This is a genomic window from Sphingomonas sp. 320_CC, from assembly GCF_059691795.1.
In genome coordinates this window covers 1-16792 of sequence record NZ_JCAWAE010000001.1, presented here as the reverse complement: position 1 = coordinate 16792, position 16792 = coordinate 1, and the positions used below count along the sequence as shown (strand labels likewise).

Here is a 16792-nt window from a genome sequence, read left to right as displayed (position 1 = left end):
GAAGCCCGCCTAGTTGCGGCGCTTGGCGAGGGCGGACGCAATGCGAAGAGACGGCGCGGTAGAAGGCGAGCGCTTGCTGAGCGCGGGCTTTCTGTCGCTCGCGACGATGGAGTTTCTCGAACGCTTCGCCGTCTCAGGCGTGAAGTCGGTCCTGGTGCTGATCTTCCTGGACCGGGTGCTCGTCGGCGACGTGTCGCGCGTCGTCGGCGTGACTGCCTTCAGCGAGACCAGCGCGGCGATGTTCGGGCCCTTGTCCGCCACCGGACTTGCCTCGCAGCTTTACGGCTATGCCAATGCGCTGATCTATTTGGCGATACCAATTGGTGGCTTGATCGGCGACGTGATTGGAAGCCGGCGGACGATGGTCGCGGCAGGTAGTGTCGGGATGCTGCTCGGCCTGACACTGATGCTTAGAGATCCGACATTCCTTATCGGCCTAGTCCCGTTCGCGATCGGCGCGGGGGTGCTGAAGGGCAATCTGTCCGCACAGCTCGGCGCGCTGTTCCAGGACGAAGCCCAACGGCGACGGGGCTACGCGGTCTATCTCGGCTTTCTCAATGCGGGCGTGATCTGCGGACCGCTGGTCTGCGGAGCGCTCGCCGCGTTTGCCGGTCAGGACTATGCGATTGGCGCAGCGGCCGCTGCCGTCGCACTGGGGCTGGCGATCTACGCGATGACCGGCCGCGCGGCACCAACGGCGACCTCCGCGACATCGGCGGTATCGGCGCACGTCCCCGCTAGCTCGACTGCGCTGCTCGTCGTTGCCCTGGCCGCCGTGTACCTCTGCTATTCGGCCTATGATCAGCTCGGCAACATCTTCCTGGTGTGGGCGCGGACGCGCGCCGACCGGCATGTCTTCGGCTTGACCATGCCGGTGGCGTGGTTCCTGTCGCTAGACGGAGTCTTCACGCTGGCGTTGATCACGGTGTCGCAGGTCGCATCGCGGGCGCTGCAACGGCGGGGCATTCGGATCGGCGCCGTGACCCAAATATTCCTCGGCGGAATGCTATGTTCGGCGGGCTATCTCGTCCTTGCGCTTGGCGACGCGACCAGTGGCGGCGCACCGCTCGCGCTACCCTGGACGCTGGCCTATCTGGTCCTCATCGATGGGGCGATCGTGCTGATCTGGCCGTCCGCGCTAAGCCTGATCGCGGGCAGCGCGCCGCGCCATCTCGTCGGCTTCTGGATGGGGCTGTTCTACCTCCACGGAGTCTTCGCGAGCTTGTGGGCCGGGTTCAGCGGCGTCTTCTACGAGCGGATCGCGAGCCCGGAATTCTGGTTGCTCCACGCCGCCGTCGCAGGCGCCGGCGCGCTCCTGATCCTCGTCGTCGCGCCACCGCTGATCCGCGCGGCGCGGCGGCGTCAGGCGATCACCACTTCTGCGTGAGCGAAGGCGCGGGCGTAGTCCTCTTCGAGCGGCTTGTCGGTCACCAATATGCCGACATCGCTCAGTGCCGCCGTCTGGATCAAGGCGTACCGTCCGAACTTCGAAGCATCCGCCGCGAGCAGCACCTGCTTCGACGTCGCATAGGCGATCCGGCTCATCGCCGCCTCTCCGGGATGAAAGTCCATCAGCCCGCGCTCGAGGCTGATGCCGCCGACCGACAGGATCGCCAGATGCGGCGTGAAACCGCGGACATAGTCCTGCGCGACATGATCGGAGAATGCGCGGTAGTCATAGTCCATCTGCCCGCCGGCGAGGAACAGGCGGTTGTTGTTGATCCCGCCCAGATCGCTCGCGACGCGCAGCGAGTTGGTGATGACGGTGAGCGAGCGCCGGTCCGCCAGATGCCGCGCGATGAAGCAGCTCGTCGTACCGGAGTCGATGAACACGATCGCGCCGTCCTGCACGAACTCGGCCGCCGCGCGTGCGACGCGGATCTTCGCATCGGCATTCTCCTCCATACGCTGGTGGAGTGGTCCCTCGTGCACGGGCGTCGTCATCCGCGCGCCGCCATGCTCGCGAATGATGACGCCGTGATCCTCGAGCGCGCGCAACTCGCGGCGGATCGTCTCGTCCGAGACCGCTAGATCGGTGGCCAGTGCGGTTACCGACAGGGTTCGGCCGCCGCGCAACCGCGCCATGATCTCGCTCTGCCGCTGTGATCGTTTCTCTATCGTGCCCTCCATCATAGGCTTCGTCGGTGAACCCGCGTGGGCGAGACATGCTCCATGCCTCGCTCCACGCGCAAGCGATGCCTAGAAGCCCACCTCTGCCGTCAACCGCACCGAGCGCGGCGTCTGGTAATTCACTGGTGCGCGGTAGTCCGAATTGGCCGATCCGTCGCTCAACTCGCCGAAATTGTTGTACGACGTGACCGCCGAACTCGCGAACAGGTTGAACACGTCGAGCCGGAGCGACGCCTTGAGATGCGGGATCGGCAGGTGGACGACAGCGCTGACATCGACCTGTGCCAGCCAGTCGCCAGTGAACGCCGTACCGCGCGGGATCAGCTGACCTTGGCAGTAATAGCCATAGCCGTGATAGGTGTTGGCATAGGCGTCGACCGCGAGCGGCACCGCGCCGATGCAGCTGTAATGCGGCGCCGATTGCACGAGCATGTTGGCGCCGAGGTCGAGGGCTTCGAACAGGCGATAGCTGCCGTAAGCCTTAAAGCTGTGGCGGCGATCGTTGGGCAAATAGCCGTATGCGCCGTTGACGAAGCCGGGTGAATCGAAGTCCGCGGTGCGGTTGATCGCGAGCTGGCCGTTCTCCGACCGCACGCCGCCTTCGTAATTCCCCTTGTCGAACGCGAGCGTGTAGGAGGCGGACAGGCTCCACTTCTCGTCGAAGCTGCGATCGAAGGTGAGCGTCAGCGCGTTGTAGTTGCGGCTCGGTGCGGGATAGCCGAGATCGTCCTTCTTCAGCGTCACGGTCGGGGTCGAGCCGTCGGGCAGCTTGTTGATCTGCGTCGTGATGTCCTTGCCCGGGTTACCGATAACGAACTGGCTGCCACCCGGATACGCCGATAGACACGCCGCCGCGGTGAAGCCCTTGCCGACGCAATAGGCGCGCGCGCCGGCATCGATCGAGACGTCCTCGATCACGTTGGTCAGTTCGCGGTGCGTGAAATAGGCACCGATCCGGATGCGGTCGCTGAACTGGTGCTCCGCGCCGATGATGAACTCCCGATCCGACTGGGGCTTGATGTTGCTCGCGATCGCGCCCGCCGGGTTGAACGCCGAGCCGTCCGCTGAGACCTCGCAATTCTTGATGCCGGTGTCCGGGCAGTTCGTGGTGTTGACGACCGACAGAAGCGGCGTGCCCGCGACAGGGACGCTGCCCGCGCCGCTGACGCCGTTGAAAAGGTTATAGCGGGTGTACGTGACCAGGCTGCCTGCGACGTTCAGGTTGATGTCCCCCGCCATCGGCAGGAAATATTTCGAATAGGATCCGAAGATCTTTGTACGCCCGTCGCCCACCGGATCGAACGCGGCACCGAGGCGCGGCGCCCATTGGTTGCCCGATTTGAAGAACGATTTACCGTTCACGCCCTGGTTGCTGAAGCGATCGTTGCGCACGCCGAGATCGAGGCGGAGGCGGTTGTCGAGCAGCGACCACTGGTCCTGCACGTAGAAGGCTTCGTTGCGGACGTGCGCGACGCCGCTCTGCTCATAGACACGCGTCGTGTAATATTGCGTGCCGACCGGCGCACCGATCCTTGCGGCGGACTGCGCCGTGACGTTGAAGATCTTGTAGGCGCCGCCGCCGATCGTCTCGAACGTCTGCGACTGGGTGTTCTTCTCGTGATCATAGCCGAAGCGGACATGGTGCGCGCCGAGCAACTGGAACTGGAGATCGGCGTCGACGCGGTAGAATTCGCGCTCGTTGTCGGTGCTGCTGAACGCGTCCGTCACCTTGTTGGCGCCGATCTGGATACCCGCCGGATCGGTACGGTAATCGATTACCTGAGGGTTGGTGACGTCGAGCGGGACATTGCCCGAGCGCAGCTTGTTCACGCCGTACGCACCCGACAGCGTCAGCCACGGGGTAAAGGTACCGGTGTAGCGACCGACATAGTTGATCCCGCCCGCCCGCGCATTGGTGCCGCCGGTCTTGTCACCGAGTTTGTGGTCGGTACGATCCCAATTGTAGCTGCGGTTGCGCGTCTCGTTCGTGGTGTCGAAATAGGTGAATTCGAAATGGTGGTCGCCATTGATGTAGCCATCGACCTTCCCGCCCCAGAACGGGCTGGTGTTCGCCACGCCCGTCGCGTTGTTCTGGTTGGCCTGCGGCGTCAACGTACGGATTTCACGCATGTTGTAGAGGCCGTAGACGAACAGATGGTCCCTGATGATCGGGCCGCTTGCCTGGAACACCAGTTCCTTGCGGCTCGCGGTCGCGTGGCGATAATCGACGGTACGGGTGGACGGCGCGCTGCCGCGAAGGTCGTCGGACTCGAAGATGCCGGTGACGCTCGCGTGATAGTCGTTGGTGCCGGACTTGGTGGTGGCGACGACGTAGCCGCCGGTCGCGCGACCGAATTCCGCGGGGGCGCCGCCGGTCTTCACTTCGACCGTCTGGTAGAAGTCGAACGGCACTTCGGCCGGCTGTCCGCCCGACACGAAATCGGTCACGTTCAGGCCGTTGATATAGAACGCGTTCTCGGTGAACGCCGCGCCGCCGATCGACACCTGATTGGAGAAGCCGCCATTCGACGGCGATGAGCCCTGGACCGCGCCGGGAGTCAGCAGCATCACGTCGCGCAAGGTGCGCCCGATCGGCACGCGCGTCGTCAGCGAACCGAGATTGATCGTGCTGCCGACCGTGGTGTCCTGGAAGTCGGCCGTGCGCTGGCGGGTGCCGACGACGACGATGTCGCCGCTTTGCTCGGCGGAAACCAGGCGGAAGCTGTTGGCACCGCCGGATTCGCGCGTGAGCGGAATGCCCCGCTCGCCATAGGTTGTGAAACCCGGTGCGGTGATGGCAACGTCGTAATTGCCGGGCGGAAGCTGCGGGATGGTATAGCTGCCCGTCGAGTCCGTCGCGGCGACGCGGCTGACGCCTCGGTCCGATGAGGTGATCTTGACCTGCGCTCCGGCGATCGGGGTCCCGTCCTGCCCTGTCACGCGACCGGACGCGGCGATGTTCGTATAGTCCTGGGCTTCGACCGATGTCACACCGATCATCAAGGCCGGGGCGGTGGAGCCGAGCATCAACAGCGCGCGCAGAACTGCGCGCGACGAAAGTCGCATGGAACGAAGCATCGAAACCCCTTTTAAGAGCGCGGCATGCACAACCGCGTCGCTAAAGACCTCCTATCTCCATCATGTGGATGTTCTGTGACACATCCACAGAATATCAACTTTCATCGAAGCCGAATTTGAGTGCGAAGCCGCAGGTCGCGTCTGCTATCTGGCCAACCTTGAGACACATTCCCGGTCGCCCGGGGGCCCTTCCCCGCTTCTCAACTTCAGACACTCATGCACAATCCGTTTCGACAGTCATCGCTAACGCTCGAATTGCCCTCCGACGTGTACCATTAAACAGGCCGCCACGCATGAGGTGACCCGCGGCACCTCAACGCCACCCAAGCGCTGGCGCGACGTGGGTCAGGATGGATTCGAGCACATGCGCGTTGTAGTCGACACCGAGTTGGTTCGGCACCGTCAGCAACACCGTGTCGGCTTCGGCAATGCCCTCGTCGGTGCGGAGCTGCTCGATCAGCTGGTCTGGCTCAGCCGCATAGGAACGGCCGAACACGGCACGCATGTTGTCGATCACCCCGATCTGGTCGCTGCTCTCGCCGCGCCCAAAATAGGCACGGTCGCGATCGTTCATCAGCGCGAAGATCGAGCGCGATACCGACACGCGCGGCTCCCAATCATGCCCCGCATCCTTCCAGGCCTGGCGATATAGCCGGATCTGCTTGGCTTGCTGGACGTGGAGCGGTTCGCCGCTCTCGTCCGCCTTCAGCGTCGAGCTTTGCAGGTTCATGCCGTTTTGCGCTGCCCAGACCGCGGTGGCGTTCGACGACGAACCCCACCAGATGCGCCGCCGCAAGCCTGGCGCATGCGGTTCGAGGCGCAACAACCCTGGTGGATTGGGAAACATCGGGTTCGGGCTCGGCTGCGCGAACCCCTCGCCCTTGAGCAGATCGAGCAGCACCTCGGCATGCTGGCGGCCCATGTCGGCGTCGGTCTCACCTTCGGCGGGCGCGTAGCCGAAGTGACGCCACCCTTCGATCACCTGCTCGGGGGAGCCGCGGCTGATCCCGAGCTGCAAGCGGCCACCGCTGATCAGGTCGGCCGAACCCGCATCCTCCGCCATGTAGAACGGATTCTCGTAGCGCATGTCGATTACGCCGGTGCCTATCTCGATCCGGCTGGTCCTGGCGCCAACCGCGGCCAGCAACGGGAATGGCGATGCGAGTTGCTGGGCAAAATGATGCACGCGGAAGTACGCGCCGTCGGCGCCCAATTCCTCGGCAGCGACGGCTAGGTCGATCGACTGCAGCAACACGTCCGAGGCGGACCGCGTCGCGGATTGGGCCGATGATGACCAATGACCGAACGAAAGGAACCCGATCTTCTTCATGGCGCAATCCTGATGTTCATCGCCGTCGAGGCTGGTCGCGGCGAGCTGGCTTCGTACCGTCTAGATAGGGTCTCGATGACGCCACGTCGCGGCAACGGCGAGAAACGGAGCTATTCTGGTTTGGCGGCGACGAGCGACCACGCTGCGTGACCATCTCCGCTCATTTGCCGTACGCGCGGTCCATCACGGCAGACACACCCGCGCCGCCATCGGCAGGTTACCGCGAGCCGTGCAAGGCCAGCCCCGCCGCCCGCATCGAACAGAGACGATCGGGCGAGGACATCGACAAGCTGTTCCAGGCGAACGCGGAACGGGATGCCGCGCCATCGGACCAGATATGCTGCGCGACGATCATCATCTCCTCATGCGTAGGCGCCCTCCCCTCGCCCATGCAATCGATCACGGCATCCACGAACAAGGGACTGGTCGATCGCGACATGCTGAGGCACCTCAATGAGACTGGTATCCGATGTAGGCCTCGCGGGCTTCACCAACATGGCCGGCCGCCCGATACGCGGCAGACGGAACATGGCGCGCGCCAGACAGCGCGACCGCTGTATCTCCCCACGCCGCATCGGCGTATACTGCGACGTCGCCATCACCCTTGCCGCGAGCACGGTGACGATAGAGAGCTGGATCAGCTTCCGCCCGCAGTGCCGAGTGCCTGCCATGCCAAACGTTCAAGATTACGACATCGCCTATAGCAAGAAGCGCGAACAAGCCGAGCGACAGGCGTCGGCTCTGGCGAACGACAGGTGCGCCAAAGCCGTCCATCGATCCTTGGCGCTGCTCTATGGCGATCGTGTCATCTCTGCCCGGCGCGCGATCAATGCCAGCGGTTTAAAGTCATAGCGTAAGCGTTTGGCACGCGCGGAGGCTCGAAGCGCCATCGCCGAGGCCTTGGCGGATCACGGTGTTGCCGACGTCGACGTAACGAGCGTCACGCTTCACTTGCAGACCGTGCTGCAGAGCGGCTTCGTCGTTGCCGAGGCTGCCGGCGACCCGCAACCGCTCACGATAGTCGGCGGCGCCTCAAGCGTTATGTGATCCTGATTTGCCGAGGAGACAAACAATGAGCAATAGCCGCGAACTCAGCGTCGAGCGACGCATCGCCGCCCCCGTGGAGGCGGTCTGGCGGACTATGACGAACCGCTTCGAGGAGTGGTTCTGTCCGCGACCTTGGCGCGCAGAAGCACGCGATATCGACTGGCGCCCTGGTGGTCGCAGTCTGGTGGTTATGCACGGACCCAATGGCGAGGAAATGCCTAACGAAGGCGTGGTCCTAGAATATGAGCCGAACCGCCGCTTCGTGTTCACCGACGCCTTCACGGCCGGCTGGAAGCCCAGCGGACCGTTCATGGTCGGCCTGTTCGAGATCGCGCCGGACGGCGGCGACACCCTCTTCACCGCCACGGCGCGCCACTGGACCGACGAGGCGCTGGAGCAGCATCGCTCGATGGGCTTTGAAGGCGGCTGGGGCGCGATGGCCGATCAACTCAAGACGCTTGCCGAGGGAGGCACACTGTAACCGCCGCCTCTATGGAATTGCTTGCTCCGGCCTGAGGACCGTCGGGCATCAATCGCCCGATACTGACATTCCCGCCAGGAGCGGCGCGTAGGCGGCTAGCCTGCGGGAGACGTGGTCCGTGAACAGCCGGACGCGCTTTGTTTTGCGCGTGTCCCCCTGCGTCAGGACCCAGAGCGTTCCGTACGGGTGCAGGTCGGTGCCCGGCACTCTTTCGAGCAGCGGGTCGGCATCGCCGACGAAGCATGGCAGCGTCGTGATGCCGAGCCCTTGCCGGACGGCGGCGATCTCCGCGCCTGCGTCGGTGACCCTGAAGGGAACCGCGGTGGTGCGGACATCGCCCTCACTCGCCCAATCGGGAATACCGTGCGTGCTGATGACGATCCAGCGAAGGGGGTCGGACGCGCCCCCGCGCCATGCAACCAGCCGATCGCGGGCGATGTAGACGCCGCCGAACAGCTCCGGTCCCTTCAATCCGTGCAGATTGAGCGGCAGGGTCTTGCGATCGTAGACGACGCGGACCGCGACGTCGGCCTCCCGATTGGTCAAATTTGCGAGGTCGCCGGAGGACTGGATTTCCATTTCGATGTCCGGATGCCGGCGCGCGAAATCGGCGAAATCCGGCAGCAGAAGGTGCGTTGCAAGGATCGGGGTCAGCGTCACTCGCAAGAGCCCGCGCACGCTCTGGTCGCGTCCGAAGACCCTCGTCTCCAACTGGTGTGACGAGGATTCCATTTGCAGCGCGAATTCGAGAACCTCCTCGCCCGCCGTCGTCAGGCGGTAGCCCGAAGGCAGCTTTTCGAACATCTGCGTGCCAAGCCGCTGCTCTAGCTGCGCGATGCGTCGCAGCACGGTCGCGTGGTTCACCGCGAGGCGCTTGGCCGCCGCGCGCACCGACCCCTCGCGCGCAGCGGCCAGAAAGTAGCGAACGTCGTCCCAGTCGATCATGGTGCATTCCCGCGCCGCAAGCTGCACGCTCCTCATAGCACGAGGGGCCGGGATCTGCGCATGACGTGTTCGGCGGATCGTTTCCGCACCACCGAAGTGCGGAATTCCACAGTCCCTGACTGACTTTGCCGAGCCCATGTTGAGGCTCGCGGGGGGAACATCCCCGGACGGCCGGACACCCGGTCGGCGAACAAGGATGCACGACATGACCAGATTAGACGGAAAGACCGCCGTGATCACCGGCGGCGCGACCGGTATCGGCCTCGCCTCGGCAAAGCGGTTCATCGCGGAAGGCGCCTTCGTCTTCATCTATGGGAGGCGACAGGATGCGCTCGATGCCGCGATGGCGGAGCTCGGGTCGCATGCCCGCGCGGTGAAGGGCTCGGTCGCCGACGAGTCCGACCTCGACCGGCTCTACGCCGCGGTGAAGGCCGAGCGCGGAACGCTCGACATCGTCTTTGCCAATGCAGGCGCGGGAAGTCCGCTTCCGCTCGGCCAGATCACCGCCGAACACATCGACGAGACCTTCGACACCAATGTGAAGGGGACGATCTTCACCGTCCAGAAGGCGTTGCCGCTGATGCGCGAGGGCGGTTCGATCATCCTGACCGGATCGAGCGCGGGCACCACGGGTGCCCCGGGGTTCACCGCCTACAGCGCCAGCAAGGCGGCCGTGCGCAACCTCGCGCGAAGCTGGGCCGAAGACCTGAAGGGTACCGGGGTCCGCGTGAACGTCCTGTCCCCCGGCGCGACGGCGACGGAACTCGCCAAGGCGGCGCTCGGCGAGGAGGGCCAGAAGGCCTACGGCGCGATGACCCCGCTGCTGCGCATGGCCGACCCGGCCGAGATCGCGGCAGCGGCCGCCTTTCTCGCATCGTCAGACAGCAGCTTCATGACGGCCAGCGAACTCGCCGTCGACGGTGGCCTCGCACAGCTCTGACGCATCCCACCCGCCGATCGCTCGCGTGATCGGCACCTGCACCCAAGCACGAAGGAACATCCTGTGGACCATCCTCTCAAAGAAAAGACCGCCCTCGTTACCGGGGCATCGCGTGGCATCGGCCGCGCGATCGCCGAACGTCTCGCACGCGACGGCGCGACGGTCGCGCTGACCTACAACGCCAGCAAATCCGGTGTCGACGAAGCGGTCGCAGCCATCGAGAAAGCCGGTGGCACTGCGTTTGCGATCCAAGCGGACCTGGTGAATCCGGCAACCGTGCCAGTCTTGTTCGACACGCTCGACCACGAGTTTACCAAGCGTAACGGCAGCAAAACACTCGACATCCTGGTCAACAACGCGGGCAATGCCGGCTGGATCGGCTTCAAGGACGCGACGCCCGCAAGCTGGGACACGCTGATGGCGGTCTACCTGCGCGCACCGTTCTTCATCGTCCAGGCAGCGATGGATCGCCTCGCCGATGGCGGGCGGATCATCAACATCTCGTCCGCCGCCGCGACGAAGCCGGTAACGACGGCGCCGATCTACTCGATGGCCAAGGCCGCGATCAACACGCTGACGCATGCGCTCGCGTCCGAACTGGGGCCGCGCGGGATCACCGCGAACGCCGTCGCGCCAGGCTTCACGCGGACCGACGCGAACGCGGCCTTCCGGGAGAATCCGGCACTCGTGAAGGCGGTCGAGGCCGACATCGCGCTGGGACGCTTTGGCGAGCCTTCGGAAATCGCCGCCGTCGTGGCGTTCCTGGCATCCGACGATGGCCACTGGGTGACCGGCCAGACGATCGAAGCAAGCGGCGGCTACAAGCTGTGACCGTCCGAAACCCCAAGGAGACTATCATGACCTATGCAATCATCGGGTTCGGCGAGATCGGCCAGACCCTCGCCAAGACGTTCGCCCGCAAGGGGATCGCGGTATCCGTCGCAACGACGCGCGATCCGGAAAGCTTCGCATCGACCGCGGTAGCGATCGGTCCCGGCATCACGCCCACGACGCTCGCCGAGGCGGTCGAGGCGGACGTCATCTTCCTGGCCGTCCGTTTCCAATCGCACCCGGATGTCGCGAAGGTGCTGCCGGACTGGCAGGGCAAGATCATCGTCGACGTAACCAATGCGTACGGCGTGTCCACGGAGGACATGGACGGACGGCCCTCGGCCAAAATCGTCGCGGACGCGTTCGCCGGCGGCAGGGTGGTCAAGGGCTTCAACCATCTGGTCGCTGCCGTGCTCGACCAGGATCCGGCCCTACAGGGTGGCAGGCGCGTCGTGTTCCTGTCGAGCGACAACGAGGATGCTGCAGCACAGGTCGGCGCACTGGCGGAAGATCTCGGCTTTGCGCCGATCCAGCTCGGCGGACTTTCGGAAGGTGGGCTGCTCGTTCAGGCGCACAACAAGAGCTGGGGCCGGCTGATCTTCAAGGACCTGGTCAGGTTCGGCTGACGGACGCTGCAACCGTGAAGGACTTCTTCGCCGCGATCGGTCGCGGCGACAAGAAGAGCCTGCTGACACTGGTCGCCGAGAAAATCGATTGGATCATCCCGGGAAAGGACTGGCCGCTGGCCGGCACCTACCGGGGAATCCGGGATTGGCATATCTGCTCGAGACGGCAGCAAGGTCGATCGAAACGTCCACGGAACCGCGCGAGTTCATCGCGCAAGGCGACCGGGTCCTGGCCGTCGGCTTTGCGACGGGAAGGATCAAGGCCACGAACAAGACGTTCGAGGAAGACTCGGTTTTCGCAATTACTGTCCGGTGTGCCAAACCGACCAGCATCCGGAAGTATGCAAGTTCCGCCTTGCCGATTTCGGCCCTGCGTGTCGGCACAATGTCACGCAATATGTTACAAACCTGCTTTAGTTTTTGAAAACCGCGTCCCAATCACGTCACTATTGCTGATGTCCGCGATCGATAATGCTGGACGAAGACTGGAGCGATAACGTCAGTCACCCACGATCCATAGCCGACGAAATCCCGGTAAGACCCATCGCCGGACATCCGGAACCAGATCGCCACTTCCCGATCTCGCCCATCTTTCTCAGCACCCGCCGACCGCTGAATAGTTATTCGCTCGATTCTGACAACTATTGTACAGAATTTATGATGACCTGCTCTTACTAAAAGCTCCAAAATGTCGCTTATTTCCGAATCCGAGTCCGCAGATTGATTGCCGCCTAAGCGATAGCCTTCATACAGGCGTTAATACTGAAAGAGATCAAACCACGATGGATCATGTTTTTCTCGGAGTTACTCCTGAGATGATATCATCCACCTCAAGTCTTGAAAGTATTCTACTGGGGAAAAGATCATGGGCAGCGCCAAAATATATCTCCAAAATAATACTGACTCTTACGCCGTTCTTTCGCTCTATCACTATAGTACGAGCCATGGCTCGACGGGAATCACCCAGGGTAACGTGCCGCCCGGGGGCAAGATTGGACCAGTCACGGTCGACTGGAATACCGCGACGCCGGCCGATTTTTGGTATGCGTCGGTCGCACCTTCAGGCGGCAGCCGTCCCGGTGTCTATGTCAGCAACGTTCCCGATGATGTGTTGCTGCCCTATTGGAAGGAATGCATGCTGATCGGCGAATGGGGGCTCAAGGACGACGGATCATCACCAACCTTCACCGTCGATTGGGACAATTTCGCGATCAACCTCAAATCCGGGCATTGCGGTGCGAGCATGATTCACACCGGCGATTACTCGGCCATACAACATGTATTCGTGCTGATGTTAGAGAATCACTCCTATGACAACATGTTCGCCGCGCTCGGTAGGGCACCGGCGGCGAACAGCAATAGCTACAACGGGCAGACCTACACCGTCAGTGACACCTCGACCCCGACCGGCATGCCGACCGATCCCGGCCACGAGTTCGCTGATGTCCTTGAACAGCTTGCCGGTCAGGGGGCGACCTACACCGCGCCCAATTATCCGAAACCGCAGATGTCGGGATTTGCAGCGAATTACGCTTACAGCACTTCGGAGAAGACAGGCACGCCAACCGCCGACGAGATCGGCGACATCATGAAGTGCCTTGCCCCGGCACAGGTTCCCGTCATCACGCAGCTAGCCAATCGCTATGCGCTGTGCACCAATTGGTTCTCGTCGTTGCCCGGTCCGACTTGGCCCAACCGCTTCTACGTCCACGGCGCCTCCTCGGCGTATCAGGACGGCGGCGGCTATACGAGCCTAGACAGTAGCCCATCGAATTTGCAGATTGCCCAATGGGAGACGGTGAGCGGCTTTACCTATCGCAACGGATCGATCTTCGACGCACTCGACGCCAACGGCATCCCCTGGCGAATCTATCACGACGACACCCTCGACGTCGGGGGTTCGATTCCCCAAGTCACCGCGCTCAAGGGCATCTCGCTCGCGCAGCCCTTGGCGGTGAAGAGCATTACCGCGTTCGCCAGCGACGTAGCCAGCGGCTATCCCTACCGGTATACCTTCATCGAGCCGAATTACGGCGACATCGCCGGCAACACCTACAAAGGCGGCTCCTCACAACATCCTGAGGACGACGTGTCGGGCGGCGAGAACCTGATCGCTAGGGCCTTTAACGCGATCGCGTCGTCGCCGCTCTGGCCCTATAGCATGTTGGTTATCACTTATGACGAGCATGGCGGCTTCTATGATTCCGTCGCCCCCGGCGGCACGGTCGAACCCGACACGCAGGACAGCCCGGGAGACAACGGCTTCGTCTTCAACCAGTTGGGCGTGCGCGTGCCGGCGGTTATCGTGTCCCCGATGGTGAAGTTCGGGGTCGACCCGACGCCATACGACCATAGTTCGGTTCTCGCGACGCTCGAGCGGTTGCTGGGATTCGGCGCGTTAACTGCGCGCGACGCGGCGGCGAACGATTTCATGCATCTATCGACGGCGGCGACGCCGAGGCCGGCGCCGAGGCGCGCCCGGCGCCCACGCTTGCAACCGGACGCACTCCCTTACCAGTGTCGCCATCCGCCGTCGCCAAGCGCGCCGCGCTGATGAAGACACCGATCCAGGAAAAGGGTAATCTACCCGGTTTCCTGCACTGCGCGCGCAAGACCGACATAGAATTGTCCGCCGCGGCTCCGATCACGACGATCGCCCCCGAGGAACTCATCACACCCCTCCCCGCGCCTTCCGTGAGTGCGCCAATGCCTTCCTACGGCGAGGTGGATAGCTATTTCCGCAACGTCATGGCCCGGGTTCAGCAGCGCCGCGCCGGGCATGAGGCGGCTCTTCGCATGCGGCTAGCGACGCCGGGCGCGAAGAGTCGCGACGCCGAGGCCTGAATGTTTGGTCTCGACATCTAGTGGATCGATTTGCCGCCCCGGCTAGCGTCCAGATCCGGGCGGAAAGGGATGGCGGGGATTGGGGCACGAATGTACTCCGCCCCCGCTTCCGGTGCGATCCACAACCAGACACTGGCGGTCGGCTTGTCGCCCCCCCCAACTCCGACCGTTGGTGATGTAGGTAAATCGTCGCTAACGGCGCCGCATGGATGTCGAGAAGTGGGACGAAACCACCTTCCAGAGAGACGGCCGTGACTGTCCGGCTTCTGATGAACGGACGTTCGCAACACTTTGATATCGGCTCAGCAAGCTCAAGAAAGCAATTGCGCTGGTTTAAAACCAAGGACATGCCCAATTTTAAGCCATCAACATGGCTAAGGGGCTCAGTGTCTGCGTCAGTCCTTTACATGGTCGACCATCGTCCGCAGCTTGATGCGAGATGACGCCGTTTTGGGTAGAACAGAAAAGTCCGGGAAGTGACGGACATAACAGGTCGAATCCCGTTCGCAACCGACTATTCTCTTACCGCGGCGCGAACGTCTCTTCCATACCGGCCGTCAGGCATGCGCCAGCAAGGGCCATCCCGACCATCAAATCTATGCCGTCGGTGGTTACTTCCCGGTCGACAGCGACGGCGAGTCCAAGCACTCCCTTCGAGAGTTCCCAGCGGTAAGGCGCAACATCGGCGGAGGATCGCCAGCCGATACACAGGTGCTGCGTTAAATCGCGCGAGTGAAGCGGCGTTTCCGCTGCCGCCATATAGGCCCGCGCGGCGACGACGATCTGGCGTTGATCAAAGCCGACCTCAACCGCGATTATGTCCGTGCTCAACCACTTCGCCCAGGCGGGCCCCAGCGTCTCAGGCGCCTGCGACGATATCGAAGTCTTCATCGGTCACGAGAATGTCAAGCTGGAGACACGGGTGTGCTGTACGGAACGATGCAAGCAGTTCGCCTGACAGAAGATTTTCAGCGATGGAAGACACTGCTAGGTGCAGCACACCAGTCGGTGGGCACTGACTATGCGACGCCGCTTCTGTTTCCGCGTGTATCTCGGCAAGCGCAGGTCGAGCCGCTCCAGGAACGCGTCGCCTCCCTCGTTCTTGGCTTCGTACATCAGCCGGTCGGCAAGGCTGACATGGTCCTTGTGGATGGCATTGTTCGACCGTCTCAGGTTTCGCGGCGTCCTCCTGGCGACGCGCAAGGAGGGCATAGTCACGCCGCTGCACATCGGCATGATCGGTACGATCAACGCCGAGCAGTTGAGCGCCAACAGCGACAAGATGCGCGATGCGCTGGTGGGTCATCACGCGATGGGAAAGAACCCCGGCGGCTCTGCGTACGGCTATGAAAAGCGCATCGAGTCCCCGGCGCTCGGCATCGTGCCTCTAGAGCTGTGGGACCGGGTCAAATTCCGCCAGGCTACGCTCGCCCGCACAGCGAAACCGCGTACCGAGATGGCTGGCCTGCCCTTGTTCGCGCAGCAGCGCCCGCGGTATCTGCTGACTGACAAGATAACCTGCGGGAGCTGCGGCGCGAGCTATGCCAAATCGGGCAAGACCAGGTTCGGCTGCCAGGGCGCCGCCAAGAAAGGACCGACTTGGTGCGGCAACCGCCTGACGATCCGCCAGGACGAACTCGACGCACGCGTGCTGGCAGGCCTGGCGAGCGAGATGCTGCGTGACGACGTCGTCGCAGCGTTCCTTGAGGAATACGAGGCAGAGACCCTTCGTCTGACCGCGGAAACGGTCAGTGCCCGCCCCGAGCGCGAAGCCGAACTGGCCAATCTCGATCACCAGCTTGCGCGCGCCAAGGCGGCTATTCTCAAAGGCGTGGATGCGACGGTATTTGTTGACGAGATGAAGATCTGGACCGAGCGGCGCAAAGTCCTGCTCGTCGAACTGGAACTTGCCGACCAGGAAGCCACAGAGACGGTTTCCCCGGAGCCCGAGCTGCTTACCCCGGATCTGGGCCGCGTGTACGGTGAGAAGATCGAACAACTTACCGCGGCGTTCGAGGACGACGCGCTAAAGGCGCAGGCGTTCGAACGGTTGCGCGCGCTCATCGTGGCTGTGGTGCTGACGCCGAAAGGCGACGATCTGTCCATCGATCTGCGCGGCGAGCTTGCCTCGATGCTGTCGCAATGTGCTGGAGCGGAAACGCAAAAAGCCCCCGCGGGTGTTCCCTCGGAGGCATTGCAAGTAAAGTGGTTGCGGGGACAGGATTTGAACCTGTGACCTTCAGGTTATGAGCCTGACGAGCTACCGGGCTGCTCCACCCCGCGCCGAGATCCCATCAAGATATTACTTTGATGGGGCCCGAGTGTCCGCGTTGTGCGGAACTGAGTGTATGAGCAATTGTGAATGGGTTTTAGATATTGTGTGTTTGCATGTTGCACGGGCTTCAATGCCTGGCGACGACCTACTCTTCCATCGCTTGAGCGATAGTACCATTGGCGCAGTCGGGTTTCACGGCCGAGTTCGGAATGGGATCGGGTGGGACACCGACGCTATAGCCACCAGGCAATGGAGCCGGTGCGAC

17 protein-coding genes, 1 tRNA gene and 1 rRNA gene are annotated in these 16792 nt (G+C 63.0%); 11 read left to right on the top strand and 8 right to left on the bottom strand.

Annotated features, from left to right (window positions below):
- The first annotated feature begins 40 nt into the window (after window positions 1-40).
- On the top strand, window positions 41-1387 hold the full coding sequence (locus AC59GX_RS00095; RefSeq protein ID WP_426282882.1) for a POT-type proton-dependent oligopeptide transporter: 1347 nt from the start codon (window positions 41-43) through the stop codon (window positions 1385-1387).
- Here AC59GX_RS00095 and AC59GX_RS00090 read toward each other — a convergent pair.
- The 4 genes from AC59GX_RS00090 to AC59GX_RS00075 form a co-directional block, all read right to left on the bottom strand.
- Entirely contained in the window at window positions 1363-2130 is a 768-nt protein-coding gene (locus AC59GX_RS00090) for a DeoR/GlpR family DNA-binding transcription regulator (protein ID WP_497300534.1), read from the bottom strand. The two genes, AC59GX_RS00095 and AC59GX_RS00090, sit on opposite strands and share 25 nt — an antisense overlap.
- 69 nt (window positions 2131-2199) lie before the next feature.
- Window positions 2200-5208: a TonB-dependent receptor gene (locus AC59GX_RS00085; RefSeq protein WP_497300532.1), complete on the bottom strand. Its 3009-nt coding sequence runs from the start codon at window positions 5206-5208 to the stop codon at window positions 2200-2202.
- A gap of 313 nt (window positions 5209-5521) precedes the next feature.
- Window positions 5522-6538 (bottom strand): LLM class flavin-dependent oxidoreductase, encoded by a 1017-nt coding sequence (locus AC59GX_RS00080; RefSeq protein WP_426282885.1) that lies wholly within the window; start codon window positions 6536-6538, stop codon window positions 5522-5524.
- 217 nt (window positions 6539-6755) lie between these two features.
- Window positions 6756-6977, bottom strand: coding sequence for a hypothetical protein (locus AC59GX_RS00075; protein ID WP_353464753.1), 222 nt, complete (start codon window positions 6975-6977; stop codon window positions 6756-6758).
- A gap of 14 nt (window positions 6978-6991) precedes the next feature.
- On the opposite strand from AC59GX_RS00075, the gene AC59GX_RS00070 reads away from it, so the two are divergent.
- The 3 genes from AC59GX_RS00070 to AC59GX_RS00060 are packed head-to-tail and all read left to right on the top strand — an operon-like array spanning window position 6992 to window position 8066.
- The gene (locus tag AC59GX_RS00070; protein ID WP_426282886.1) at window positions 6992-7390 is read left to right on the top strand and encodes a hypothetical protein; all 399 of its coding nucleotides are present in this window, start codon (window positions 6992-6994) and stop codon (window positions 7388-7390) included.
- Window positions 7391-7438: 48 nt separating this feature from the next.
- The gene (locus AC59GX_RS00065) at window positions 7439-7585 is read left to right on the top strand and encodes a hypothetical protein (RefSeq protein ID WP_426282887.1); all 147 of its coding nucleotides are present in this window, start codon (window positions 7439-7441) and stop codon (window positions 7583-7585) included.
- Window positions 7586-7610: 25 nt separating this feature from the next.
- On the top strand, window positions 7611-8066 hold the full coding sequence (locus tag AC59GX_RS00060; RefSeq protein WP_426282888.1) for an SRPBCC family protein: 456 nt from the start codon (window positions 7611-7613) through the stop codon (window positions 8064-8066).
- A gap of 48 nt (window positions 8067-8114) precedes the next feature.
- On the opposite strand, the gene AC59GX_RS00055 is transcribed toward AC59GX_RS00060, so the two are convergent.
- Window positions 8115-9038, bottom strand: a complete 924-nt coding sequence (locus tag AC59GX_RS00055) for a LysR family transcriptional regulator (protein ID WP_497300528.1) — start codon at window positions 9036-9038, stop codon at window positions 8115-8117.
- A gap of 178 nt (window positions 9039-9216) precedes the next feature.
- Between AC59GX_RS00055 and AC59GX_RS00050 the strand changes: the two genes are divergently transcribed.
- The 6 genes from AC59GX_RS00050 to AC59GX_RS00025 all read left to right on the top strand — a co-directional run bounded on the left by AC59GX_RS00050 (window position 9217) and on the right by AC59GX_RS00025 (window position 14252).
- Window positions 9217-9951, top strand: a complete 735-nt coding sequence (locus tag AC59GX_RS00050) for an SDR family NAD(P)-dependent oxidoreductase (protein ID WP_426282890.1) — start codon at window positions 9217-9219, stop codon at window positions 9949-9951.
- A gap of 63 nt (window positions 9952-10014) precedes the next feature.
- Window positions 10015-10782, top strand: coding sequence for an SDR family NAD(P)-dependent oxidoreductase (locus tag AC59GX_RS00045; protein WP_497300526.1), 768 nt, complete (start codon window positions 10015-10017; stop codon window positions 10780-10782).
- A 26-nt stretch (window positions 10783-10808) separates the two neighbouring features.
- Complete coding sequence (locus AC59GX_RS00040) at window positions 10809-11408, top strand: NADPH-dependent F420 reductase (protein WP_426282892.1); 600 nt, start codon at window positions 10809-10811, stop codon at window positions 11406-11408.
- Between the two features lie 145 nt (window positions 11409-11553).
- Window positions 11554-11832 (top strand): nuclear transport factor 2 family protein, encoded by a 279-nt coding sequence (locus tag AC59GX_RS00035; RefSeq protein ID WP_426282893.1) that lies wholly within the window; start codon window positions 11554-11556, stop codon window positions 11830-11832.
- A gap of 441 nt (window positions 11833-12273) precedes the next feature.
- Complete coding sequence (locus AC59GX_RS00030) at window positions 12274-13962, top strand: alkaline phosphatase family protein (protein ID WP_426282894.1); 1689 nt, start codon at window positions 12274-12276, stop codon at window positions 13960-13962.
- On the top strand, window positions 13962-14252 hold the full coding sequence (locus tag AC59GX_RS00025; RefSeq protein WP_426282895.1) for a hypothetical protein: 291 nt from the start codon (window positions 13962-13964) through the stop codon (window positions 14250-14252). Before AC59GX_RS00030 ends, AC59GX_RS00025 begins: the two co-directional genes overlap by 1 nt.
- A gap of 522 nt (window positions 14253-14774) precedes the next feature.
- On the opposite strand, the gene AC59GX_RS00020 is transcribed toward AC59GX_RS00025, so the two are convergent.
- On the bottom strand, window positions 14775-15143 hold the full coding sequence (locus AC59GX_RS00020) for a LysR substrate-binding domain-containing protein (RefSeq protein WP_497300523.1): 369 nt from the start codon (window positions 15141-15143) through the stop codon (window positions 14775-14777).
- 259 nt (window positions 15144-15402) lie between these two features.
- Here AC59GX_RS00020 and AC59GX_RS00015 point away from each other — a divergent pair, with 259 nt between their 5' ends.
- Window positions 15403-16488 carry a recombinase zinc ribbon domain-containing protein gene (locus tag AC59GX_RS00015; protein WP_426282897.1) on the top strand — a complete coding sequence of 362 codons (1086 nt, stop codon included), beginning with the start codon at window positions 15403-15405 and terminating at the stop codon, window positions 16486-16488.
- Here AC59GX_RS00015 and AC59GX_RS00010 read toward each other — a convergent pair.
- A tRNA-Met gene (locus AC59GX_RS00010) sits at window positions 16459-16535 on the bottom strand. The two genes, AC59GX_RS00015 and AC59GX_RS00010, sit on opposite strands and share 30 nt — an antisense overlap.
- 124 nt (window positions 16536-16659) lie before the next feature.
- Window positions 16660-16774 (bottom strand): 5S ribosomal RNA (gene rrf / locus AC59GX_RS00005).
- Window positions 16775-16792: the final 18 nt, after the last annotated feature.